At 54.1% G+C, this 23,232-nt stretch carries 19 protein-coding genes and 7 tRNA genes; 22 read left to right on the top strand and 4 right to left on the bottom strand.

The genetic code is table 11. The features are described 5' to 3' along the window. Positions 1-66: 66 nt before the first annotated feature. Together glnS and nagE are read right to left on the bottom strand one after the other, a co-directional pair. Positions 67-1,734 carry a glutamine--tRNA ligase gene (glnS, locus tag ACN9MQ_RS06215; RefSeq protein WP_040016939.1) on the bottom strand — a complete coding sequence of 556 codons (1,668 nt, stop codon included), beginning with the start codon at positions 1,732-1,734 and terminating at the stop codon, positions 67-69. Positions 1,735-1,903: 169 nt separating this feature from the next. After that, positions 1,904-3,853: a PTS N-acetyl glucosamine transporter subunit IIABC gene (nagE, locus tag ACN9MQ_RS06210; protein WP_032677692.1), complete on the bottom strand. Its 1,950-nt coding sequence runs from the start codon at positions 3,851-3,853 to the stop codon at positions 1,904-1,906. Positions 3,854-4,179: 326 nt separating this feature from the next. Between nagE and nagB the strand changes: the two genes are divergently transcribed. The 12 genes from nagB to ACN9MQ_RS06150 all read left to right on the top strand — a co-directional run bounded on the left by nagB (position 4,180) and on the right by ACN9MQ_RS06150 (position 11,052). Further along, the gene (gene nagB / locus ACN9MQ_RS06205; RefSeq protein ID WP_008501061.1) at positions 4,180-4,980 is read left to right on the top strand and encodes a glucosamine-6-phosphate deaminase; all 801 of its coding nucleotides are present in this window, start codon (positions 4,180-4,182) and stop codon (positions 4,978-4,980) included. Between the two features lie 55 nt (positions 4,981-5,035). Then, positions 5,036-6,184 (top strand): N-acetylglucosamine-6-phosphate deacetylase, encoded by a 1,149-nt coding sequence (gene nagA, locus ACN9MQ_RS06200; RefSeq protein WP_044857290.1) that lies wholly within the window; start codon positions 5,036-5,038, stop codon positions 6,182-6,184. Positions 6,185-6,192: 8 nt separating this feature from the next. Continuing rightward, on the top strand, positions 6,193-7,413 hold the full coding sequence (gene nagC, locus ACN9MQ_RS06195) for a DNA-binding transcriptional regulator NagC (protein ID WP_014169139.1): 1,221 nt from the start codon (positions 6,193-6,195) through the stop codon (positions 7,411-7,413). A gap of 45 nt (positions 7,414-7,458) precedes the next feature. Next, positions 7,459-8,211, top strand: coding sequence for a ribonucleotide monophosphatase NagD (gene nagD / locus ACN9MQ_RS06190; RefSeq protein ID WP_020884984.1), 753 nt, complete (start codon positions 7,459-7,461; stop codon positions 8,209-8,211). 249 nt (positions 8,212-8,460) lie between these two features. After that, positions 8,461-10,125, top strand: coding sequence for an asparagine synthase B (gene asnB / locus ACN9MQ_RS06185; protein ID WP_010428626.1), 1,665 nt, complete (start codon positions 8,461-8,463; stop codon positions 10,123-10,125). A 227-nt stretch (positions 10,126-10,352) separates the two neighbouring features. After that, positions 10,353-10,429: transfer RNA gene (locus tag ACN9MQ_RS06180), tRNA-Met, on the top strand. An 8-nt stretch (positions 10,430-10,437) separates the two neighbouring features. After that, positions 10,438-10,522, top strand: a tRNA-Leu gene (locus ACN9MQ_RS06175). A 23-nt stretch (positions 10,523-10,545) separates the two neighbouring features. Next, positions 10,546-10,620, top strand: a tRNA-Gln gene (locus tag ACN9MQ_RS06170). Between the two features lie 32 nt (positions 10,621-10,652). Next, positions 10,653-10,727, top strand: a tRNA-Gln gene (locus ACN9MQ_RS06165). A 17-nt stretch (positions 10,728-10,744) separates the two neighbouring features. Beyond that, positions 10,745-10,821, top strand: a tRNA-Met gene (locus ACN9MQ_RS06160). A 44-nt stretch (positions 10,822-10,865) separates the two neighbouring features. Continuing rightward, positions 10,866-10,940: transfer RNA gene (locus ACN9MQ_RS06155), tRNA-Gln, on the top strand. A 37-nt stretch (positions 10,941-10,977) separates the two neighbouring features. Continuing rightward, positions 10,978-11,052: transfer RNA gene (locus tag ACN9MQ_RS06150), tRNA-Gln, on the top strand. A 96-nt stretch (positions 11,053-11,148) separates the two neighbouring features. Here ACN9MQ_RS06150 and ubiF read toward each other — a convergent pair. Next, complete coding sequence (ubiF, locus tag ACN9MQ_RS06145; protein ID WP_426021308.1) at positions 11,149-12,324, bottom strand: 3-demethoxyubiquinol 3-hydroxylase; 1,176 nt, start codon at positions 12,322-12,324, stop codon at positions 11,149-11,151. Positions 12,325-12,460: 136 nt separating this feature from the next. On the opposite strand from ubiF, the gene miaB reads away from it, so the two are divergent. From miaB to rihA, 10 genes are all read left to right on the top strand, one after another. Further along, complete coding sequence (gene miaB, locus ACN9MQ_RS06140) at positions 12,461-13,885, top strand: tRNA (N6-isopentenyl adenosine(37)-C2)-methylthiotransferase MiaB (RefSeq protein WP_020884986.1); 1,425 nt, start codon at positions 12,461-12,463, stop codon at positions 13,883-13,885. Between the two features lie 164 nt (positions 13,886-14,049). After that, positions 14,050-15,096 (top strand): PhoH family protein, encoded by a 1,047-nt coding sequence (locus ACN9MQ_RS06135; protein ID WP_020884987.1) that lies wholly within the window; start codon positions 14,050-14,052, stop codon positions 15,094-15,096. Continuing rightward, a complete protein-coding gene (ybeY, locus tag ACN9MQ_RS06130) occupies positions 15,093-15,560 on the top strand; it encodes an rRNA maturation RNase YbeY (RefSeq protein ID WP_138613530.1) in 468 nt (155 codons plus the stop codon). The genes ACN9MQ_RS06135 and ybeY overlap by 4 nt, the downstream gene beginning before the upstream one ends. An 89-nt stretch (positions 15,561-15,649) precedes the next feature. Further along, entirely contained in the window at positions 15,650-16,528 is an 879-nt protein-coding gene (gene corC / locus ACN9MQ_RS06125) for a CNNM family magnesium/cobalt transport protein CorC (protein WP_014169132.1), read from the top strand. 5 nt (positions 16,529-16,533) lie between these two features. Next, the gene (lnt, locus tag ACN9MQ_RS06120; RefSeq protein WP_032681424.1) at positions 16,534-18,072 is read left to right on the top strand and encodes an apolipoprotein N-acyltransferase; all 1,539 of its coding nucleotides are present in this window, start codon (positions 16,534-16,536) and stop codon (positions 18,070-18,072) included. A gap of 331 nt (positions 18,073-18,403) precedes the next feature. Next, positions 18,404-19,309 (top strand): amino acid ABC transporter substrate-binding protein, encoded by a 906-nt coding sequence (locus ACN9MQ_RS06115; protein WP_020884991.1) that lies wholly within the window; start codon positions 18,404-18,406, stop codon positions 19,307-19,309. A gap of 155 nt (positions 19,310-19,464) precedes the next feature. Continuing rightward, positions 19,465-20,205 carry an amino acid ABC transporter permease gene (locus tag ACN9MQ_RS06110; RefSeq protein WP_020884992.1) on the top strand — a complete coding sequence of 247 codons (741 nt, stop codon included), beginning with the start codon at positions 19,465-19,467 and terminating at the stop codon, positions 20,203-20,205. Further along, positions 20,205-20,879: a glutamate/aspartate ABC transporter permease GltK gene (gene gltK, locus ACN9MQ_RS06105; protein WP_014169128.1), complete on the top strand. Its 675-nt coding sequence runs from the start codon at positions 20,205-20,207 to the stop codon at positions 20,877-20,879. Before ACN9MQ_RS06110 ends, gltK begins: the two co-directional genes overlap by 1 nt. Continuing rightward, positions 20,879-21,604 (top strand): amino acid ABC transporter ATP-binding protein, encoded by a 726-nt coding sequence (locus ACN9MQ_RS06100; RefSeq protein ID WP_014169127.1) that lies wholly within the window; start codon positions 20,879-20,881, stop codon positions 21,602-21,604. The genes gltK and ACN9MQ_RS06100 overlap by 1 nt, the downstream gene beginning before the upstream one ends. Positions 21,605-21,724: 120 nt before the next feature. Beyond that, positions 21,725-22,669 (top strand): pyrimidine-specific ribonucleoside hydrolase RihA, encoded by a 945-nt coding sequence (gene rihA, locus ACN9MQ_RS06095; RefSeq protein ID WP_020884993.1) that lies wholly within the window; start codon positions 21,725-21,727, stop codon positions 22,667-22,669. A 79-nt stretch (positions 22,670-22,748) separates the two neighbouring features. On the opposite strand, the gene ACN9MQ_RS06090 is transcribed toward rihA, so the two are convergent. Continuing rightward, on the bottom strand, positions 22,749-23,231 hold the full coding sequence (locus ACN9MQ_RS06090; protein ID WP_154818710.1) for a zinc ribbon-containing protein: 483 nt from the start codon (positions 23,229-23,231) through the stop codon (positions 22,749-22,751). Between the last annotated feature and the right edge of the window lies 1 nt (position 23,232).

The following is a 23,232-nucleotide window of genomic DNA, read 5'->3' as shown; positions in this document are numbered from 1 at the left end:
ATGATCATTCAATAAAAAAACGCCGCATTACGCGGCGTTTGTCTCTCATTGACCAGAGCAGCGTTATTATTCGCCGACTTTAGTCCAGGTATCACGCAGACCAACGGTACGGTTAAACACCGGTTTTTCCGAGGTACTGTGACGGCTGTCGAGGCAGAAGTAGCCTTCACGTTCGAACTGGAACGCTTTGCCCGCTTCAGCGGCTTTCAGAGACGGCTCAGCATACCCCTGCTTGATGACCAGAGATTCCGGGTTGATTGTCGCCAGGAAGTCTTCTGCTGCACCTGGGTTAGGCACGCTGAACAGACGATCGTACAGGCGAATTTCAACCGGCAGCGCATGTGTTGCACTTACCCAGTGGATCACGCCTTTCACTTTGCGGCCATCTGCCGGATCTTTGCTCAGGGTTTCAGCGTCGTAAGAGCAGAAGATGGTGGTGATATTCCCTTCCGCATCTTTCTCAACACGCTCAGCTTTGATCACGTATGCGTTACGCAGACGCACCTCTTTACCCAGCACCAGACGCTTGTACTGCTTGTTCGCTTCTTCGCGGAAGTCAGCACGATCGATCCAGATTTCACCGCTGAACGGCACGTCACGGGTGCCCATTTCCGGTTTGTTCGGATGGTTAGGCATGGAGACCATTTCGCTCGCGCCCTGCGGGTAGTTTTCGATAACCAGTTTAACCGGATCGATGACGGCCATTGCGCGAGGCGCGTTGTCGTTCAGATCTTCACGGATGCAGGATTCCAGAGAGGCGATCTCAATGGTGTTATCCTGCTTGGTCACGCCGATGCGCTTACAGAACTCGCGAATAGACGCTGCAGTATAACCACGGCGACGCAGACCCGAGATGGTTGGCATACGCGGATCGTCCCAGCCCTCAACGTGCTTGTCGGTCACCAGCAGGTTCAGCTTACGCTTGGACATCACCGTGTATTCCAGATTCAGACGAGAGAATTCGTACTGACGCGGATGCACCGGGATGGTGATGTTATCCAGAACCCAGTCGTACAGACGGCGGTTGTCCTGGAACTCCAGCGTACACAGGGAGTGCGTAATGCCTTCCAGCGCATCGCTGATGCAGTGGGTAAAGTCGTACATCGGGTAGATGCACCACTTGTTACCGGTCTGATGGTGTTCAGCGAACTTGATACGGTACAGAACCGGATCGCGCATCACGATGAACGGTGATGCCATGTCGATTTTGGCACGCAGGCACGCTTTACCTTCCTCGAAGCCACCCGCACGCATTTTTTCAAACAGCGCCAGGTTCTCTTCAACACTGCGATCGCGGAACGGGCTGTTTTTACCCGGCGCGGTCAGCGTGCCGCGGTATTCGCGGATCTCGTCAGCAGACAGCTCGTCGACATACGCCAGACCTTTATTGATAAGCTCGACCGCATAGGCATACAGCTGATCAAAATAGTCAGAGGAGTAGCAGATATCGCCAGACCAGTTGAAGCCCAGCCATTGCACGTCATTCTTAATAGACTCAACGTATTCGATGTCTTCTTTTACTGGGTTGGTGTCATCGAAACGCAGGTTGCACTGTCCCTGGTAGTCTTGCGCGATGCCAAAGTTCAGGCAGATCGATTTTGCATGACCAATATGCAGGTAGCCGTTTGGCTCCGGCGGAAAACGGGTATGAACTGTGGTGTGCTTACCACTGGCCAGATCTTCATCGATGATCTGACGAATAAAGTTACTCGGGCGGGCTTCAGCCTCACTCATCGTGGATTCCTCAAAGCGTAAACAACGTATAACGGCATATGATCTTATAAGCCGGACGTAGTGACAACCCTTAAAACGTCTCTGAAGAAAATAATGGGGGCAATTGCTGCAAAAAAAAGCGGCGGAGGAAAACCCCCGCCGCTTAAGGCATGACTCTACTCAGGAGCGATTACTTGCCTTTAATCTCATACAGTGGCGTCTGGCCCGCAACAACCTGACCTTTCGCCTGAATCACCAGGCCGCTGAAGTCGTCGATATTGCTGCAAACTACCGGGCTAATCATGGAGCGCGCGTTAGCGTTCAGGTAATCCAGATCCATTTCCAGAATCGGCTGACCTGCCACCACGTCGGCCCCCTCTTCCACCAGGCGAGTAAAGCCCTGACCGTTCAGCGCGACGGTATCGATACCCATATGGACAACGATCTCCGCGCCCTTTTCAGTTTCGAGGCAGAACGCATGGTTGGTGTTGAAGATTTTAACGATGGTCCCGGCAGCAGGAGACACCACGGTTTTGTCCGTTGGTTTCACCGCCACACCGTCACCGACAGCTTTGCTGGCAAACGCTTCGTCAGGCACCTGCTCAATCGCAACCACTTCACCAGTAATCGGTGAAACCAGCGCGGCAATGGTCGTTGCGTTAGGGACGGCCTGCGGTTTTGCCACCGGGGCTTCCGTCACTGGCGCGCTGTTCGCTGCAGAAGCCGCGATCGGTCCACGGGCAACCACTTTCTTCATTTCATCGCCAATCGATTCCGCTTTCGCACCCACGATAACCTGGATGGTCTGCTTGTTCAGTTTCACCACACCGGATGCGCCAAGGCGTTTACACATGGCATCGTTAACGCGCGCAGAATCACCTACCGTCAGGCGCAGACGGGTAATACATGCATCGATAGCTTTCAGGTTATCCGTACCGCCTACTGCGGCAATATAATTGGTTGCCAGCTGGGTCAGCCCTTCTTCGGTATTGCTGTTAGCTTCGCCAGTAACGATGTCGTCTTTCGTATCTTCGCGGCCTGGTGTTTTCAGGTTAAACATACGAATGACTGCGCTGAACAGAACGAAGTAGATAACGAAGAACACCAGACCCATTGCGACCAGCATCCAGACGTTCTTGCTCGCCGCGGGCAGGTTGTACATCAACACGTAGTCGATCGCGCCGGCGGAGAAGGAGAAGCCCGCATGGATACCCAGCAGCGTTGCAACAAACAGGCTAATACCCGTCAGCACAGCGTGCATGAGGTACAGCAGCGGAGCCAGGAACATGAACAGGAATTCCAGCGGCTCAGTAACACCGGTCAGGAACGCGGTGATGGCAACTGACAGCAGCATCCCGCCAACCATTGGACGACGCGCTTTCGGTGCGGCCAGGTACATAGCCAGCGCCGCGCCCGGCAGACCAAACATCATGATAGGGAAGAAGCCCGACATGAACATGCCCGCGGTGCCGTCACCTGCGTAGAAGCGGTTGATATCCCCGTGGAATACCGCGCCCGCGGCGTTGGTAAACTCACCAATCTGGAACCAGGCAATGGTGTTCAGCACCTGATGCAGGCCGGTTGGGATCAACAGACGATTGATGAAACCGAAGATACCCGCACCCACTGCGCCAGCGGAAACAATCCACTCACCGCCCGCATGGATAGCGTGCTGCACCGGTGGCCAGATGTAGCCAAAGATCGCGGCCAGAATCAGACAGAAGAAGCCTGTCGCAATCGGCACAAAACGTTTTCCACCGAAGAAGCTCAGGAAGTCTGGCAGTTTGATCCCCGCCCAACGGTTATAAACAGCCCCGCCGACCAGACCGGTAATGATACCTGCCAGAACGCCCATGTTAATTTCTGGGTTTATCGTCACCATCGCTTTCGTCAGGATGAAGTAACCGACAGCCCCGGCCAGCGCCGCTGCACCCGCGCTGTCTTTTGACCAGCTGGATGCCACACCGATGGCGAAAATCAGCGCCAGATTGTCAAAAATCGCGCCACCCGCTTGCGCGATAAATGGCACATTAAGCAGATCGGGTTGCCCGAATCGCAGCAGCAGTGCTGCAACCGGTAGCACGGCGATAGGGAGCTGCAAAGCCCTACCGAGGCGCTGGAAAAAACCTAAAATATTCATCCTATTCCCCCTACGAGACCCTTATTAAGGCTCGTGCATAAACTATGTTTTTATTGTGTCGACAACGATAAATACAGTTGATGATTCACTGGCATTGTGAGTGTGTGAAAAATTAATTCGTATCGCAAATTAAACACGTATTTTTTGTGATTTTTGTCACCAAATATCGTTAACAACCCTCCCTTTCTCTGGCTAACAGTGAAAACTTATTTTATCATTCAAAAAATCAAGACGGATTGATCCGGCCTGAAAGGTTCCAGGTTACGCTTAGTTCAGGTTCCGATAGCCATCCGCCCACTCTTCTACTTTAACTCTTGAGGTGAACAATGAGACTGATTCCCCTGGCAACTGCTGAACAAGTCGGTAAATGGGCCGCCCGTCATATCGTTAACCGTATTAACGCGTTCAAACCCACCGCCGATCGTCCTTTCGTTCTCGGCCTTCCTACCGGCGGCACGCCGCTGACCGCGTATAAAGCCCTGGTTGAGATGCATAAAGCAGGCCAGGTTAGCTTCAAACATGTTGTGACCTTCAACATGGATGAGTATGTCGGCTTACCCAAGGATCATCCGGAAAGCTACCATAGCTTTATGCACCGTAATTTCTTTGACCACGTTGATATTCCGGCTGAAAACATTAACCTGCTGAATGGAAACGCGCCTGATATTGACGCAGAATGCCGTCAGTATGAAGAAAAAATCCGTTCCTACGGTAAAATCCACCTGTTCATGGGTGGCGTGGGCAACGATGGTCATATCGCGTTCAACGAACCGGCCTCTTCTCTGGCTTCCCGTACGCGTATTAAAACCCTGACCCATGACACGCGCGTGGCAAACTCCCGCTTCTTTGACGGTGATGTTAACCAGGTTCCAAAATACGCCCTGACCGTAGGCGTAGGCACCCTGCTGGATGCCGAAGAAGTGATGATTCTGGTTCTGGGCGGCGTGAAAGCGCAGGCGCTCCAGGCTGCCGTTGAAGGCAACGTTAACCACATGTGGACCATCAGCTGCCTGCAGCTGCATCCAAAATCAGTCATCGTGTGCGACGAACCGTCCACGATGGAGCTGAAAGTGAAAACGCTTAAATACTTCAACGAGTTAGAAGCTGAGAACATCAAAGGTCTGTAATTGAATAACCGCCTCTTCATCAAGAGGCGGCCGTTTTTTTTAACCGGGGGTCGTTATGTACGCTTTAACCCACGGTCGGATTTATACCGGCCATGATATTCTGGATGACCATGCGATTGTTATCGCCGATGGCCTGATTGAACGTGTTTGCCCGCTGGCAGAGCTGCCGCCGGGGATTGAACAGCGCTCACTCAATGGAGCAGTAATCTCCCCCGGTTTCATCGACGTACAGCTGAACGGCTGCGGCGGTGTGCAATTTAATGACACGGCGGAGGCGGTGACGGTCGACACGCTGGAAATCATGCAGAAAGCCAACGAGAAATCGGGCTGCACCAGCTATCTGCCAACCCTCATCACCAGCAGTGATGATCTCATGAAACAGGGTATCCGCGTGATGCGCGACTACCTGGCAAAACACCCTAATCAGGCGCTGGGTCTGCATCTTGAAGGACCGTGGCTGAACATCGTGAAAAAAGGAACGCATAACCCGGATTACGTGCGTAAACCTGACGCTGAGCTGGTCGACTACCTGTGTGCCAACGCCGATGTGATCACCAAAGTGACGCTGGCTCCTGAAATCGCGGGACCTGACGTTATCAGCAAACTGGCCGCCGCCGGGATTGTCGTTTCTGCGGGCCATTCAAACGCAACGCAAAAAGAAGCGAAAGCAGGTTTCCGCGCCGGCATTACCTTTGCGACGCACCTGTACAACGCGATGCCGTATATCACCGGTCGTGAACCTGGGCTGGTCGGGGCAATTCTCGATGAGCAGGACGTTTACTGCGGCATTATTGCTGACGGCTTGCACGTCGATTACACCAACATTCGCAACGCCAAGCGCCTGAAAGGTGACAAACTCTGTCTGGTAACCGATGCCACCGCACCGGCAGGAGCAAATATTGAGCAGTTCATTTTTGCCGGTAAAACAATATACTACCGCAATGGACTGTGTGTTGATGAAAACGGTACGCTGAGTGGTTCCTCCCTGACGATGATTGAAGGGGTGCGTAACCTGGTTGAACATTGCGGGATTGCGCTTGATGAAGTCCTGCGTATGGCGACCCTTTATCCTGCGCGCGCGATGGGCGTAGATAAACAGCTTGGCGGAATTGCACCAGGTATGGTTGCAAACCTGACGGCATTCACACACGATTATAAAATTATCAAGACCATCGTTAATGGTAACGAGGTCGTCACTGAGTAAGTAAAAGTATGACACCAGGCGGACAAGCTCAAATCGGTAATGTCGATCTCGTTAAACAACTTAACAGCGCGGCGGTTTATCGTCTGATTGACCAACACGGGCCAATCTCGCGCATTCAGATAGCCGAACAAAGCCAGCTTGCTCCCGCCAGCGTGACAAAAATTACCCGTCAGCTCATTGAGCGCGGACTGATCAAAGAAGTCGATCAGCAGGCCTCCACCGGAGGCCGCCGCGCCATCTCCATTATTACCGAAACCCGCAATTTTCAGGCGATCGGCGTCCGTCTTGGTCGTCATGACACCACCCTTACGCTCTATGATCTGAGCAGCAAAGCCATCGCGGAAGAACACTACCCGCTTCCGGAGCGCACTCAGGAGACGCTGGAACACGCGCTGCTGAATACCATTGAACACTTTATCGAGAGCTGTCAGCGCAAAATCCGTGAACTGATTGCGATCTCGGTGATCCTGCCAGGCCTGGTAGACCCCGAAAGCGGCGTGATCCGTTATATGCCCCATATAAAGGTTGAGAACTGGGGGCTGGTAGATGCGCTGGAAAAACGCTTTAAAGTGACCTGTTTCGTGGGGCACGACATCCGCTCTCTGGCCCTGGCAGAGCACTACTTTGGTGCGAGCCAGGATTGTGAAGATTCGATTCTGGTGCGCGTACACCGCGGGACAGGGGCAGGCATCATCTCTAACGGGCGCATTTTTATTGGCCGCAACGGTAACGTCGGTGAGATTGGTCATATTCAGGTAGAGCCGCTTGGCGAACGCTGCCACTGCGGAAACTTTGGCTGTCTGGAGACGATTGCCGCCAACACGGCGATTGAACAGCGGGTGCGCCATCTGCTTGAACAGGGTTACCAGAGCCGCGTCACGCTGGACGATTGCAAGATAGGGACTATCTGCAAAGCCGCCAACAAAGGCGACGCGCTGGCCTGTGAAGTTATTGAGCAGGTGGGTCGCCATCTGGGTAAAACCATCGCCATCGCCATCAACCTGTTTAACCCGCAAAAAGTGGTGATCGCCGGTGAGATTGTGGAGGCCGAGAAGGTCCTGCTGCCCGCCATTGAAGGCTGCATTAACACTCAGGCGCTGAAAGCCTTCCGCCAGAACCTTCCCGTCGTTCGTTCTAAGCTTGACCATCGCTCAGCGATAGGCGCATTTGCGCTGGTTAAACGCGCCATGCTCAACGGTATTCTGTTGCAACATTTGCTGGAAAGTTGATCGGGTCTTATAGTAACGCCTTCTTTTTTTGATGTCGGAATGTCCATGACCATTAAGAATGTAATTTGTGATATCGACGGCGTGCTGATGCACGACAACGTTGCTGTACCAGGTGCTGCGGAATTTCTTCACCGCATCATCGACAAAGGAATGCCTCTGGTTCTTCTCACGAACTACCCTTCTCAGACCGGTCAGGACCTGGCAAACCGCTTTGCCACAGCAGGCGTCAACGTGCCGGACAGCGTGTTTTATACCTCTGCCATGGCCACCGCTGATTTCCTCAAGCGCCAGGAAGGAAAAAAGGCCTACGTGGTGGGTGAAGGGGCGCTGATCCACGAGTTATATAAGGCAGGGTTTACCATCACTGATGTGAACCCGGACTTTGTGATCGTTGGCGAAACGCGCTCCTATAACTGGGAGATGATGCACAAAGCCTCCTACTTTGTTGCCAACGGTGCGCGTTTTATTGCCACCAACCCGGATACCCACGGCCGTGGTTTTTACCCTGCCTGCGGCGCGCTGTGTGCCGGTATCGAAAAGATCTCTGGCCGGAAACCATTCTACGTGGGCAAGCCCAGCCCGTGGATCATCCGTGCCGCGCTGAACAAGATGCAGGCCCACTCTGAAGAAACGGTGATTGTCGGCGACAACCTGCGCACCGATATCCTGGCCGGATTCCAGGCGGGACTAGAAACCATTCTGGTGCTTTCCGGTGTCTCCACGCTCGACGATATTGACGCCATGCCCTTCCGGCCGAGCTGGATTTATCCCTCCGTCGAAGAAATTGATATTATCTGATCCCAAACCACGCCTCAGCGCGTGGTTTTTTATTTTCACGCCCGATAAACAAACCCACATCTAACAAAACAGCCGATTTATTGCATAATCATCAATAAAAGCGTTCATGACGTACTCGTTTTTCACTATTCGGCAATCAGCATTGCACTATTTCCGTTTTATCCCGTAAAACCCTTGCGCGTCCTCCCCCTTTGCGGCATTTTCATAAGCAAGCAACATTACAAAGCAACAGGGTTAACGGAGAAGGTTATGTGTTCAATTTTTGGCGTACTGGATATTAAAACTGACGCAGGCGAACTGCGTAAAAAGGCACTCGAATTGTCCCGCCTGATGCGCCATCGCGGCCCGGACTGGTCCGGCGTTTACGCCAGCGATAAAGCCATCCTGGCACACGAACGTCTGTCCATTGTTGACGTCAACGCCGGTGCGCAGCCGCTGTATAACGAGAAAAAAACACACGCGCTGGCTGTCAACGGTGAAATCTATAACCATCAGGCGCTACGCGCCGAGTACGGCGACCGTTACGCCTTCCAGACCGGTTCTGACTGTGAAGTGATCCTGGCGCTGTATCAGGAGAAAGGCCCGGAATTCCTCGATGATCTGCAGGGTATGTTTGCCTTCGCCCTGTACGACAGCGAAAAAGATGCCTATCTGATTGGCCGCGACCATATTGGTATTATCCCGCTGTATATGGGTCACGATGAACACGGCAACTTTTATGTCGCCTCAGAAATGAAAGCCCTGGTGCCGGTTTGCCGCACCATTAAAGAGTTCCCGGCAGGAAGTTACCTGTGGAGTAAAGACGGCGAGATCCGTCAGTACTATCAGCGCGACTGGTTCGACTATGATGCGGTTAAAGACAACGTGACTGATAAAGCCGAACTGCGTCAGGCGCTGGAAGATTCTGTTAAAAGCCACCTGATGTCAGATGTGCCTTACGGTGTACTGCTCTCCGGCGGGCTGGACTCGTCCGTGATCTCCGCGATCACCAAGAAATTCGCCGCGCGTCGTGTTGAAGATCAGGAACGTTCAGAAGCCTGGTGGCCGCAACTGCACTCCTTTGCTGTGGGTCTGGAAGGCGCACCGGATCTGAAAGCCGCGCAGGAAGTGGCAAACCATCTCGGTACCGTGCACCATGAGATCCACTTCACCGTGCAGGAAGGGCTGGATGCGATCCGCGATGTTATCTATCACATCGAAACCTACGATGTGACCACCATTCGCGCTTCCACACCGATGTACCTGATGTCGCGTAAGATCAAAGCGATGGGCATTAAGATGGTGCTCTCCGGTGAAGGATCTGACGAAGTGTTTGGCGGCTACCTCTATTTCCACAAAGCGCCGAACGCAAAAGAGCTGCACGAAGAGACAGTACGTAAACTGCAGGCGCTGCATATGTTTGACTGCGCACGCGCCAACAAAGCGATGTCTGCCTGGGGTGTGGAAGCCCGTGTTCCCTTCCTGGATAAGAAATTCCTCGACGTGGCAATGCGCATCAACCCGCAGGACAAAATGTGCGGCAACGGCAAAATGGAGAAACATATCCTGCGTGAATGTTTCGAATCCTACCTGCCGGCGAGCGTGGCATGGCGTCAGAAAGAGCAGTTCTCTGACGGTGTCGGGTATAGCTGGATCGACACCCTGAAAGAGGTGGCGGCAAAACAGGTTTCCGATCAGCAACTGGAAACCGCGAGCTTCCGCTTCCCGTACAACACGCCAGGCTCCAAAGAAGCGTATCTGTACCGTGAAATTTTTGAAGAGTTGTTCCCGGTGCCGAGTGCGGCGGAGTGTGTTCCGGGCGGCCCGTCCGTTGCCTGTTCTTCGGCTAAAGCCATTGAATGGGATGAATCTTTCAAGTCAATGAACGATCCATCAGGACGTGCGGTAGGCGTACACCAGTCTGCCTATAAGTAATCGAAAAGCATCCAATCAGGCCCTGCGGGGCCTGATTTTTTTTGCCCCCTATTTCACTCCCCAAAAACGATAAATAACCAATAATTGCCGAATATTCGGTCACGCTGTTCGCAACCTAACCAAACAGTCACATTCCGGCTATTTTCGTTGAAAAAGGTGTTGACGCTGCAAGGGTCTATACGCATAATGCGCCCCGCAACGCCGATAAGGTAACGCGAAAAAAAGATGGCTACGTAGCTCAGTTGGTTAGAGCACATCACTCATAATGATGGGGTCACAGGTTCGAATCCCGTCGTAGCCACCATCTTTTTTGCGGGAGTGGCGAAATTGGTAGACGCACCAGATTTAGGTTCTGGCGCCGCAAGGTGTGCGAGTTCAAGTCTCGCCTCCCGCACCATTCCCAGATAAGCGTTGCACGGATGGGGTATCGCCAAGCGGTAAGGCACCGGTTTTTGATACCGGCATTCCCTGGTTCGAATCCAGGTACCCCAGCCATATTTCTTCGATTTTGCGGTTCTCCGCGGTATTGGGGTATCGCCAAGCGGTAAGGCACCGGTTTTTGATACCGGCATTCCCTGGTTCGAATCCAGGTACCCCAGCCATCGAAGATTGCAGTACTGGCTACGTAGCTCAGTTGGTTAGAGCACATCACTCATAATGATGGGGTCACAGGTTCGAATCCCGTCGTAGCCACCAAATTAATCATCTGTCGAATGATTCGGTAGACGAGAAAAAATTGTTGGGGTATCGCCAAGCGGTAAGGCACCGGATTCTGATTCCGGCATTCCGAGGTTCGAATCCTCGTACCCCAGCCAATTTAAAAAAGTCGTTAAGCGCATTGTTTAACGCAATTGGGGTGTCGCCAAGCGGTAAGGCTCTGGTTTCTGATACCAGCATTCCGGGGTTCGAATCCCTGCACCCCAGCCACTTAGTAACAAAAAAGCCCGCTCTGCGGGCTTTTTTGTTTTTGTTGGATTATGTACCGCATCCGAAAGCCCTCTCCCGCAGGAGAAGGCACTCAGATTAAAGGCCTAACGCGTACTTCAGCGCCTGACGCTTCAGCCCACCGGCACGCTCCGCCGCCATCAACCCAATGTTACGCAGAATGCGCACCGGACCAAGATCGTTACTGAACCCGGCGTAAAACAGATCCATCCCGGACTGCATGATAAAGTTATCCGCCATACGCCGCGTCTGGTAACGTTTCAGTACCGGATGGCTGGCCCAGGCCTCCGCGTGAGCGCGCGCATTGCCCAGCACATCCAGTAAAGCCTCAACGTCACGGTATCCCAGGTTCACGCCCTGCCCCGCCAGCGGGTGAATGGTGTGTGCCGCATCCCCCACCAGCGCCAGCCCTGCACGGGCATACTGCAATGCATGGCGACGGGTAAGCGGAAACGCCCCGGCGGCAACCGGCATGACGTTGCCCAGACGGCGTGGGAAGTGCTGATGGATCTCTCGCTGCAACTGCTCCATTGAAAGCCCCTGCAACTGACGAATGCGCGCCGGTTTGTCATACCACACCAGCGACGCCCAGCGATCAAACAACGGTAAAAAGGCATGCGGGCCATTCGGGGTAAAGTGCTGCCAGGTGCTCTCACCCGGGTCATTCTCACACTGCACGGTGATCAGCATGCACGCCTGCTGGTACTGCCAGGCATGAAAACCAATTCCCGCCATTTGCCTGACCTGTGAGTTGGCACCATCCGCTCCGACAACCAGCTTCGTGGCCAGCTCATCACCCTTATCCAGCTCAAGCAAATACCCGCCTTCGTGGGGATGCAGTGCTTTAAGTGACGCCGGGACGCGCAGCGCCACTTTCGGATGCGCCTCCAGGGCCTGCCAGAGCGCCAGCTGGAGGACCGTGTTTTCCACCATATAGCCCAGGCGGGGCAGCTTCAGTTCAGCGGCATCAAACGCGACATGCGCATTCTCCCACTCCCAGGTTTCGAGACGGCTGTAAGGGTGCGCGCGCATCCCGAGCACGGCATCCCAGACGCCCAGCCCGCGCAGCAGATCGACAGAGGCGGCGCTGATAGCTGAAATTCGCACATCCGGCTTTGCCGTCGGGTCAAACGCAACAGGGGCAGCCTGCTCGATAACCGTCACCTCAAATCCCTGCTGCGCCAGCCCCAGCGCGAGTGCGCCGCCGACCATACCGCCGCCGACAACGGCAATTTCGGTTTGTTGGTGAGTCATGGTCAATTATCCTTAATGGTATATACCTTAAGTTTACCGGATTTTTTCGGTCTTGAGGTTGACAACCTTCATACTGGTCACAACCGCAGCAAAGCATTACAATACGCGCCCTGCATTCCTGAGCATGAGCAAGTCGATGACAAAAAAACTCCATATAAAAACCTGGGGCTGTCAGATGAACGAATACGATTCATCCAAGATGGCCGATCTGCTGGATGCCACGCACGGGTATCAACTGACTGACAACGCGAACGAAGCGGACGTGTTGCTGCTCAATACCTGTTCGATCCGTGAGAAGGCGCAGGAGAAGGTGTTCCATCAACTGGGCCGCTGGAAGCTTATCAAACGCAAAAGACCCGATGTGATCATTGGCGTGGGTGGCTGTGTGGCCTCTCAGGAAGGCAAACTGATCCGCCAGCGTGCTCACTATGTTGATATTATTTTTGGCCCGCAGACGCTGCACCGCCTGCCGGAGATGATCAACGCCGTTCGCGAGAATCGCCGCCCGGTGGTTGACGTAAGCTTCCCGGAAATAGAAAAATTTGACCGTCTGCCAGAACCACGCGCGGATGGTCCAACAGCCTACGTCTCCATTATGGAAGGCTGTAACAAATACTGCACCTATTGTGTCGTACCGTATACCCGCGGCGAAGAAGTGAGCCGTCCGACCGACGACATTCTGTTTGAAGTGGCGCAACTGGCGGCACAGGGTGTGCGTGAAATTCATCTGCTGGGCCAGAACGTCAACGCCTGGCGCGGCGAGAACTACGACGGTACCACCGGCAGCTTTGCAGAACTGCTGCGCCTGGTGGCCGCGATCGACGGCATCGACCGCCTTCGCTTCACCACCAGCCACCCGATGGAATTTACCGATGACATCATTGATGTGTATCGCGACACGCCAGAGCTGGTGAGCTTCCTGCATCTGCCGATTCAGTGCGGTTCCGACCGCGTGCTGAACCTGATGGGACGTCCACATACGGTACTGGAGTACAAATCCATCATCCGCAAGCTGCGTGAAGCCCGTCCTGACATCCAGATTAGCTCCGACTTTATCGTTGGCTTCCCGGGCGAAACCACGGATGACTTTGAGCGCACGATGAAGCTCATTGGCGAAGTGAATTTTGACGTCAGCTACAGCTTTATCTTCTCAGCGCGTCCAGGTACTCCTGCGGCCGATATGGTCGACGATGTGCCGGAAGAAGAGAAAAAGCAGCGTCTGTATATTCTGCAGGAGCGTATCAACCAGCAGGCCAACGCCTGGAGCCGTCGCATGGTCGGCACCGTCCAGCGTATTCTGGTGGAAGGCACCTCCCGTAAGAGCATTATGGAACTGTCAGGACGCACCGAAAATAACCGCGTCGTGAACTTTGAAGGCACGCCAGACATGGTCGGTAAATTTGTGGACGTAGAGATTGTCGACGTGCTGACCAACTCCCTGCGCGCGAAAGTGGTCCGTACCGAAGACGAAATGGGTCTGCGCATCGCACAGTCGCCGGAATCCGTCATGTCCCGCACCCGCAAAGAAAGCGACGCTGGCGTCGGTATTTACCAGCCATAACGCCATCCGGCCTGCCGTTTCGGCAGGCCTTGTATTTCCTCTCATCGCCCCCAATATCTTCCGCAACGCTTGCGCCTTTATTCTATGGCGTGAATAATTTCGGTAATGACCGTTTTATTACGCCAGGTGGCACCGGGTCAGTTAAACAATCAAAGAGGAACAGCTTGAACATAGATACGCGTGAAATTAGCCTTGAGCCAGCAGACAACGCTCGCCTGCTGAGCCTGTGCGGGCCGTTTGATGACAACATCAAACAACTGGAGCGACGTCTGGGTATCGAAATCAATCGTCGCGATAATCATTTCAAACTCACCGGACGCCCTCTCTGCGTCAACGCCGCTGCGGATATTCTGCGTAGCCTGTATGTGGATACCGCCCCAATGCGCGGTGAAATACAGGATATTGAGCCAGAACAGATCCACCTCGCGATCAAAGAGGCGCGCGTGCTTGAGCAAAGCGCAGAAAGTGTGCCGGACTATGGCAAGGCCATCAATATTAAGACCAAACGTGGCGTCATTAAGCCGCGTACGCCAAACCAGGCGCAGTACATCGCCAACATTCTCGACCATGACATCACCTTCGGTGTGGGCCCGGCGGGTACGGGTAAAACCTATCTGGCCGTTGCCGCGGCGGTTGATGCGCTCGAACGCCAGGAGATTCGTCGCATCCTGCTGACCCGTCCGGCGGTGGAAGCGGGTGAAAAACTGGGCTTCCTGCCAGGCGATCTGAGCCAGAAGGTTGACCCTTACCTTCGTCCGTTATACGACGCGCTGTTCGAGATGCTCGGCTTTGAGAAAGTTGAGAAGCTGATTGAGCGTAACGTTATTGAAGTTGCCCCGCTCGCCTATATGCGCGGCCGTACGCTGAATGATGCATTCATTATTCTCGATGAAAGCCAGAACACCACCATCGAACAGATGAAAATGTTCCTGACACGTATCGGCTTTAACTCAAAAGCGGTTATTACCGGTGACGTCACGCAGATTGACCTGCCGCGCAGCACCAAATCGGGTCTGCGCCATGCCATTGAAGTGCTGGCCGACGTCGACGAAATCAGCTTTAACTTCTTCCACAGCGAAGACGTGGTCCGTCACCCGGTTGTGGCGCGCATCGTTAACGCTTATGAAGCATGGGAAGAAGCAGATCAGAAGCGTAAGGCCGAACTGGCCGCAGAACGTAAGCGCGAAGCGCAGGAGCAAGAACAAAAATGAGTCAGGTGATCCTCGATTTACAACTGGCATGTGACGATAATTCCGGCTTGCCAGAAGAGGCACAGTTTCAGACATGGCTGGATGCGGTTATCCCCCAGTTTCAGGAAGAATCAGAAGTCACGATTCGTCTGGTGGATGAAGCCGAAAGCCATGAGCTTAACCTGACCTACCGCGGGAAAGATAAGCCGACCAACGTGCTCTCTTTCCCCTTCGAAGCCCCACCGGGAATTGAGATACCGCTGCTGGGCGATCTGATCATCTGCCGCCAGGTCGTGGAACAGGAAGCTAAAGAGCAGCAAAAACCGCTGGAAGCCCACTGGGCGCATATGGTGGTACACGGTAGCCTGCATCTTCTCGGCTACGACCATATTGAAGATGACGAAGCGGAAGAGATGGAGTCCCTCGAGACAGAGATAATGCTTGCTCTGGGCTATGAGGATCCGTACATTGCCGAGAAAGAATAGTCAGTCGACCGACTGACTAACATGCCGCCGCGTAGGGAAATAGCGCGGCGGTAAACGTTGAACTAACAAGAGAACCCTTAACAAACGCCATGAGCGACGACAATTCACACAGTAGCGACACGACAAACACCAAAAAGGGATTTTTCTCCCTCATTCTGAACCAGCTTTTCCACGGCGAACCTAAAAACCGTGACGAACTGCTGGAGCTGATTCGTGATTCCGGGCAAAACGACCTTATCGATGAAGATACGCGCGAAATGCTCGAAGGGGTAATGGACATCGCCGACCAGCGCGTTCGCGACATCATGATCCCCCGCTCGCAGATGATCACCCTGAAACGTAACCAGACTCTGGACGAGTGCCTCGATGTGATCATCGAATCCGCACACTCGCGTTTCCCGGTCATCAGCGAAGATAAAGATCACATTGAAGGGATTTTGATGGCGAAAGATCTGCTGCCGTTTATGCGCAGCGATGCCGAAGCCTTCAGCATGGAAAAAGTGTTACGCCAGGCCGTGGTTGTGCCGGAAAGTAAACGTGTGGATCGGATGCTGAAAGAGTTTCGCTCTCAGCGCTACCACATGGCGATTGTTATTGATGAATTTGGTGGCGTTTCCGGTCTCGTCACGATCGAAGATATCCTTGAGCTGATCGTGGGCGAAATCGAAGATGAGTATGACGAAGAAGAAGATATCGACTTCCGTCAGCTTAGCCGTCACACCTGGACCGTTCGCGCGCTGGCCTCGATTGAAGACTTTAACGACGCTTTTAGTACCCATTTCAGCGATGAAGAGGTCGATACTATTGGCGGGCTGGTGATGCAGGCCTTTGGCCACCTTCCGGCACGCGGCGAGACCGTTGACATCGACGGTTACCAGTTCAAAGTGGCAATGGCCGACAGCCGACGTATTATACAGGTTCATGTCAGAACGCCGGACGACTCACCGGTGCCAAAACTGGAAGATTAATGTAAATGGCATTTGCCCCATTACTTGAACGCCAGCGCGTACGTTTGCTGCTGGCGCTGTTACTCGGAGCCAGCGGAACGCTGGCTTTTTCTCCTTACGATATCTGGCCTGCAGCCATTCTCTCCCTGATGGGACTTCAGGGTTTAACCCTGAATCGTCGTCCCGTCCAGGCGGCAGCGATTGGCTACTTCTGGGGACTGGGGCTGTTTGGCTCCGGCATCAACTGGGTCTATGTCAGCATCGCTCAGTTTGGCGGTATGCCAGGACCCGTTAACGTCTTCCTCGTGGTACTGCTGGCCGCTTATCTCTCGCTCTATACCGGTCTGTTCGCGGGTATCCTTTCTCGCCTGTGGCCAAAAACCACCTGGCTGCGCGTTGCCATTGCTGCGCCGGTTGTCTGGCAAATTACCGAGTTCCTTCGCGGCTGGGTACTGACTGGCTTCCCGTGGCTGCAGTTCGGTTACAGTCAGATTGATGGCCCGCTAAAGGGGCTTGCTCCGGTAATGGGCGTTGAAGCGATTAACTTCCTGTTGATGGTGGTGAGCGGACTGCTGGTCCTGGCGCTTGTCACACATAACTGGAAGACGCTGGTCGTGGCGCTGGTGTTGGTTGCCCTGCCTTTCCCACTGCGTTATATCCAGTGGTACAGCCTGGTGCCAGAGCGCACTACACAGATTTCAATGGTGCAGGGGAATATCCCTCAGTCAATGAAATGGGACGAGAAAGAGCTGCTGAACACGCTGAAGATCTACGCTAACGCCACCGAGGCGGTCATGGGTAAATCGCAGCTGATCATCTGGCCAGAGTCGGCGATTCCGGATCTGGAAATTAACCAGCAGCCGTTCCTGAACATGATGAACGATCTACTGCTGGCTCGCGGCAGTACGCTGGTTACCGGGATTGTCGATGCGCGTCTGAATCAGCAGAACCGCTATGACACCTACAACACCATCATTACGCTGGGTAAAGACAGCGAATACAGCTACAACTCCACTGACCGGTATAACAAGAATCACCTGGTACCGTTTGGCGAATTTGTACCGCTGGAGTCCATTCTGCGCCCGTTAGCACCGTTCTTTGACCTGCCGATGTCCTCATTCAGCCGTGGCCCGTACGTTCAGCCCCAGCTGCATGCGCACGGTTTTGCCCTGACGGCGGCCATCTGCTACGAAATTATCCTCGGCGAGCAGGTGCGCGATAACTTCCGTCCGGACACTGACTTCCTGCTGACTATCTCCAACGATGCCTGGTTTGGTAAGTCGATTGGCCCGTGGCAGCATTTCCAGATGGCGCGGATGCGCTCCCTGGAGCTGGCGCGCCCGCTGCTGCGTAGCACCAACAACGGCATTACCGCCGTGATTGGCCCGCAGGGCGAAATCCAGGCCATGATCCCGCAGTTCACCCGTGAAGTGCTGACGACCAACGTCACGCCTGCGACGGGCCTGACGCCTTATGCCCGCACCGGCAACTGGCCGCTGTGGATCCTGACCGCGCTGTTCGGATTTGGCGCGGTGCTGATGAGCTTGCGTCAGCGTCGTCGATAATTTCCCCTCCCTTCCCCTCTCCCGTTGGGAGAGGGCATTTCTGGCACGTCTCTTGCTTTATTTCCCCACGTAAACGCAGTTTGGCTTAACGTGCAACTTCGTCGCACCAGCGTAGATCACCGGTAGCACCGAAACGGTGCAACGAGAGATATTTGCCTCTGATTGGTGCGGCGCGCTTCGCAAAAATAAACAATAACGCAGCAAAATCTTTACATTAAGCCAGACTAAATGTTAACAAGCTTGCATAACACTGCACTCGCATAGCGCGAGATATAACAACATCACAATGGGTATCAATGCGTCACTGGCGCTGATAAGAAAGGAGTTGGGTATGCAATTACGTAAACTGGCCACAGCAATGCTGGTTATGGGGATGTCGGCAAGCGTCGTTCACGCTGAAGATGCTCCGGCTGCCGGGAGCACTCTCGACAAGATTGCCAAAAACGGCGTGATCGTGGTCGGCCACCGTGAATCTTCTGTCCCGTTCTCTTACTACGACAACACGCAAAAAGTCGTGGGCTATTCACAGGATTACTCCAACGCTATCGTTGAAGCTGTGAAGAAAAAGCTGAACAAACCTGACCTGCAGGTGAAGCTGATTCCAATCACTTCACAAAACCGTATTCCACTGCTGCAAAACGGCACGTTCGATTTTGAGTGCGGTTCCACCACCAACAACCTTGAGCGTCAGAAACAGGCTGCCTTCTCTGACACCATCTTCGTCGTGGGCACCCGCCTGCTGACCAAGAAAGGCGGCGAGATCAAAGACTTTGCGGACCTGAAAGGCAAAGCCGTCGTTGTTACCTCCGGTACCACTTCCGAAGTGCTGCTGCACAAGCTGAACGACGAGAAGAAAATGGATATGCGCATCATCAGCGCGAAAGATCATGGCGACTCTTTCCGTACCCTGGAAAGTGGCCGTGCTGTGGCGTTTATGATGGATGATGCCCTGCTGGCAGGCGAACGTGCAAAAGCGAAGAAACCAGACAACTGGGATATCGTCGGCACGGCGCAATCTAAAGAAGCGTACGGCTGTATGCTGCGTAAAGACGATCCGCAGTTCAAGAAGCTGATCGATGACACCATCGCTCAGGTTCAGACCTCCGGTGAAGCGGAAAAATGGTTCGATAAATGGTTCAAGAACCCGATTCCACCCAAAAATCTTAACATGAACTTCGAACTGTCTGACGACATGAAAGCGCTGTTCAAATCACCAAACGACAAGGCTCTTAACTAATTAGAACAACAGGGGCGGGATCTCCTGCCCTCTCGATTGTCGGGAAGCATGGACAGACTATACGTTGAGTGGTCGTTCCCCACTCAGCGCGAAAAATGAGCTTCTCACCAATCTTCGAGGGTAGCGCTGCTACCCTTTTTTTTCTGGAGTTTATTATGTCAATAGACTGGAACTGGGGCATATTCCTGCAACAAGCCCCGTTCGGCAACACCACCTATCTTGGCTGGCTGTGGAGCGGTTTTCAGGTTACCGTCGCCTTATCGATCACGGCGTGGATTATCGCGTTTCTTGTCGGTTCACTGTTCGGTATTTTGCGCACCGTGCCTAACCGTTTTCTCTCATCTCTCGGCACCCTGTATGTGGAACTGTTCCGTAACGTTCCGCTGATTGTGCAATTTTTCACCTGGTATCTGGTCGTCCCGGAACTGCTGCCGGAAAATATTGGCATGTGGTTTAAGTCGGAACTGGATCCGAACGTGCAGTTCTTTGTCTCCTCCATGCTCTGCCTGGGGCTCTTCACCGCCGCGCGCGTTTGCGAGCAGGTGCGTGCCGCCATTCAGTCACTGCCGCGCGGACAAAAAAATGCTGGCCTGGCGATGGGCCTGACGCTGCCACAAACTTACCGCTATGTACTGCTGCCTAACGCTTACCGCGTCATTGTTCCACCGATGACGTCTGAGATGATGAACCTGGTGAAAAACTCGGCCATCGCCTCGACCATCGGTCTGGTGGATATGGCCGCACAGGCGGGCAAGCTGCTGGATTATTCCGCCCACGCGTGGGAATCCTTCACGGCGATCACACTCGCCTATGTTCTGATTAACACTTTCATCATGCTGGTGATGAACCTGGTTGAACGCAAAATCCGCCTGCCGGGCAATCTGGGGGGCAAATAATGTACGAATTTGACTGGAGTTCTATCGTTCCATCCATGCCTTACCTGCTGGATGGCCTGCTGATCACCTTAAAAATCACCGTGATTGCTATTGTGGTGGGTATCGTCTGGGGCACCCTGCTGGCGGTCATGCGCCTGTCGGCCTTTAAACCGTTCGCCTGGTTTGCCACCGCTTACGTTAACGTTTTCCGCTCCATCCCACTGGTGATGGTACTGCTGTGGTTTTACCTGATTGTTCCCGGCTTTCTGCAAAACGTGCTGGGGCTGTCGCCGAAAACCGATATCCGCCTGATCTCCGCGATGGTCGCGTTCTCAATGTTTGAGGCTGCTTACTATTCAGAGATTATCCGCGCGGGTATTCAGAGTATTTCCCGTGGGCAGTCCAGCGCCGCGCTGGCGCTGGGGATGACGCACTGGCAATCCATGCAGCTCATTATTCTGCCGCAGGCGTTTCGCGCCATGGTTCCCCTCCTGCTGACCCAGGGCATCGTACTGTTCCAGGATACCTCTCTGGTCTACGTACTGAGCCTGGCAGACTTCTTCCGTACCGCGTCTACCATCGGTGAACGTGATGGTACGCAGGTCGAAATGGTGCTCTTCGCGGGTGGCGTCTATTTTGTGATTAGTTTAAGCGCGTCGCTGTTGGTCAGCTGGCTGAAGAAAAGGACTGTATAATGATTTCCCTGAAAAATGTTTCTAAATGGTATGGGCACTTTCAGGTGCTGACCGACTGCTCAACCGAAGTGAAAAAAGGTGACGTGGTGGTGGTATGTGGGCCATCCGGCTCCGGTAAATCCACGCTGATCAAAACCGTTAACGGCCTGGAGCCGGTGCAGCAAGGAGAGATCCTCGTCAACGGCACCAAAGTCAATGACAGGAAAACCAACCTTGCTCAGCTGCGTTCCCACGTCGGCATGGTGTTCCAGCACTTTGAGCTGTTTCCGCACCTCTCCATTATCGAGAACCTGACGCTGGCGCAGGTAAAAGTGCTGAAACGCGATAAAAAGCTCGCGCGCGATAAAGGTCTGAAGCTGCTGGAACGCGTGGGGCTCTCTGCGCATGCTGATAAATTCCCGGCGCAGCTCTCTGGCGGTCAGCAGCAGCGTGTGGCTATTGCCCGGGCCCTGTGTATGGATCCGGTCGCCATGCTGTTTGATGAACCGACTTCTGCTCTCGATCCCGAGATGATCAACGAAGTGCTGGACGTAATGGTTGAGCTGGCGCACGAAGGGATGACGATGATGGTGGTGACCCACGAAATGGGCTTTGCCCGCAAAGTGGCGAACCGCGTGATCTTCATGGACGAAGGGAAGATTGTTGAAGACTCGCCGAAAGAAGAGTTCTTCGCCAATCCAAAATCCGAGCGAGCAAAAGACTTCCTCGCCAAAATCCTGCACTAATCTCCCCGGTGCGCAATCTGCGGATTGCGCACTGCTTCACGCTTTAGCTCTCTTCTTCTCGTCGGCGTCACATTGCAGCGTTAACCTTGTCACAAAATAATGCTACGTATGGAGCACGCTATGGCACAACCTATCCTTCTCGATTGCGACCCGGGTCATGATGACGCGATCGCCCTCGTCCTTGCACTTGCCTCCCCTGAACTGGACGTCAAAGCCGTTACGTCCTCTGCCGGAAACCAGACCCCGGAGAAAACGCTGCGTAACGTCCTGCGTATGCTGACGTTGCTCAAACGCACCGATATACCGGTCGCCGGTGGTGCCGTCAAACCGCTCATGCGCGATCTGATCATTGCCGACAACGTGCACGGTGAGAGTGGGCTGGATGGCCCGGCACTGCCCGAACCGGGGTTTGAAGCGCAACCCTGCACCGCCGTAGAACTGATGGCGAAAGTGCTGCGTGAAAGCGCGGAACCGGTCACGCTGGTGGCCACCGGCCCGCAAACCAACGTTGCGCTGCTGCTGAACAGCCATCCGGAATTGCACAGTAAAATCGCCCGAATCGTGATCATGGGCGGCGCAATGGGACTCGGGAACTGGACGCCAGCGGCGGAGTTCAACATTTTTGTCGATCCGGAAGCCGCAGAGATTGTCTTCCAGTCTGGCCTGCCGATTGTCATGGCCGGCCTGGATGTCACCCATCGCGCACAAATAATGGCGCACGACATTGCGCGCTTTCGTGCCATTGGCAACCCGGTGGCGACAACCGTCGCGGAGTTGCTGGACTTCTTTATGGCGTATCACAAAGCCGAGAAATGGGGTTTTCACGGCGCGCCGCTGCACGATCCGTGCACCATTGCCTGGCTGCTCAAACCGGAGATGTTTACCACGGTAGAACGGTGGGTGGGCGTGGAAACCCAGGGGAAATACACTCAGGGTATGACGGTGGTGGACTACTATTCGCTGACGGGCAATCAACCCAATACCACGCTGATGGTGGATATTGACCGGGAAGCGTTCGTGGATTTGCTGGCGGAAAGACTCAACTATTACAGCCAGGCCCGGTAAGCGAAGGCCACCGGGCATGATAGACTGCTCTGCGGCCTGATGCCCTCCCCCTGGCCTGCAGGGAGAGGGAGGCTTTTACTTAGGGCTCAAACGGCCGACGCTGGAACTGATCGTGTCCACACTTTGGACACAGCGGCAACACATCCGGCGTATAGACCGCAATGTGGTGATGGCATTTCTCGCACACCAGATTCCCCAGTCCGACCACTTCTCCGCTGTGATAGACCCCGTGGTGGTTGAGATCCTGAAAGACTTCACGCCACTCCAGCTGCGTTTTATCGGTGATATCCGCCAGCTCCTGCCACAGGCTTTCTTTAATTACCCGCATAAAAACGCTGTCGGTAACCTCGTTCTGACTCTCTTCGTAGCTTCGCGCAAACTCTTCCAGGTCGCGGCGTACGGCGCGCGTCACCTCTTCCACTTCGGTTCGCGTTAACTCACCCGTTTGCGTCACGCGGGCCCGCGCCTGTTCCACCAGCGCATCGATATCACGCTCGCCGTTACGCAGCCGTTCCGTCAGTGTTGACACCAGTTCTCGGTAAAATTGAGCAACCTTGTTCATC

This window comes from Enterobacter sp. R-25 (genome assembly GCF_049913205.1).
Taxonomy (GTDB): domain Bacteria; phylum Pseudomonadota; class Gammaproteobacteria; order Enterobacterales; family Enterobacteriaceae; genus Enterobacter; species Enterobacter ludwigii.
The sequence above is the reverse complement of the archived record's forward strand: the minus strand, read 5'-3'. Positions and strand labels throughout refer to the sequence as shown.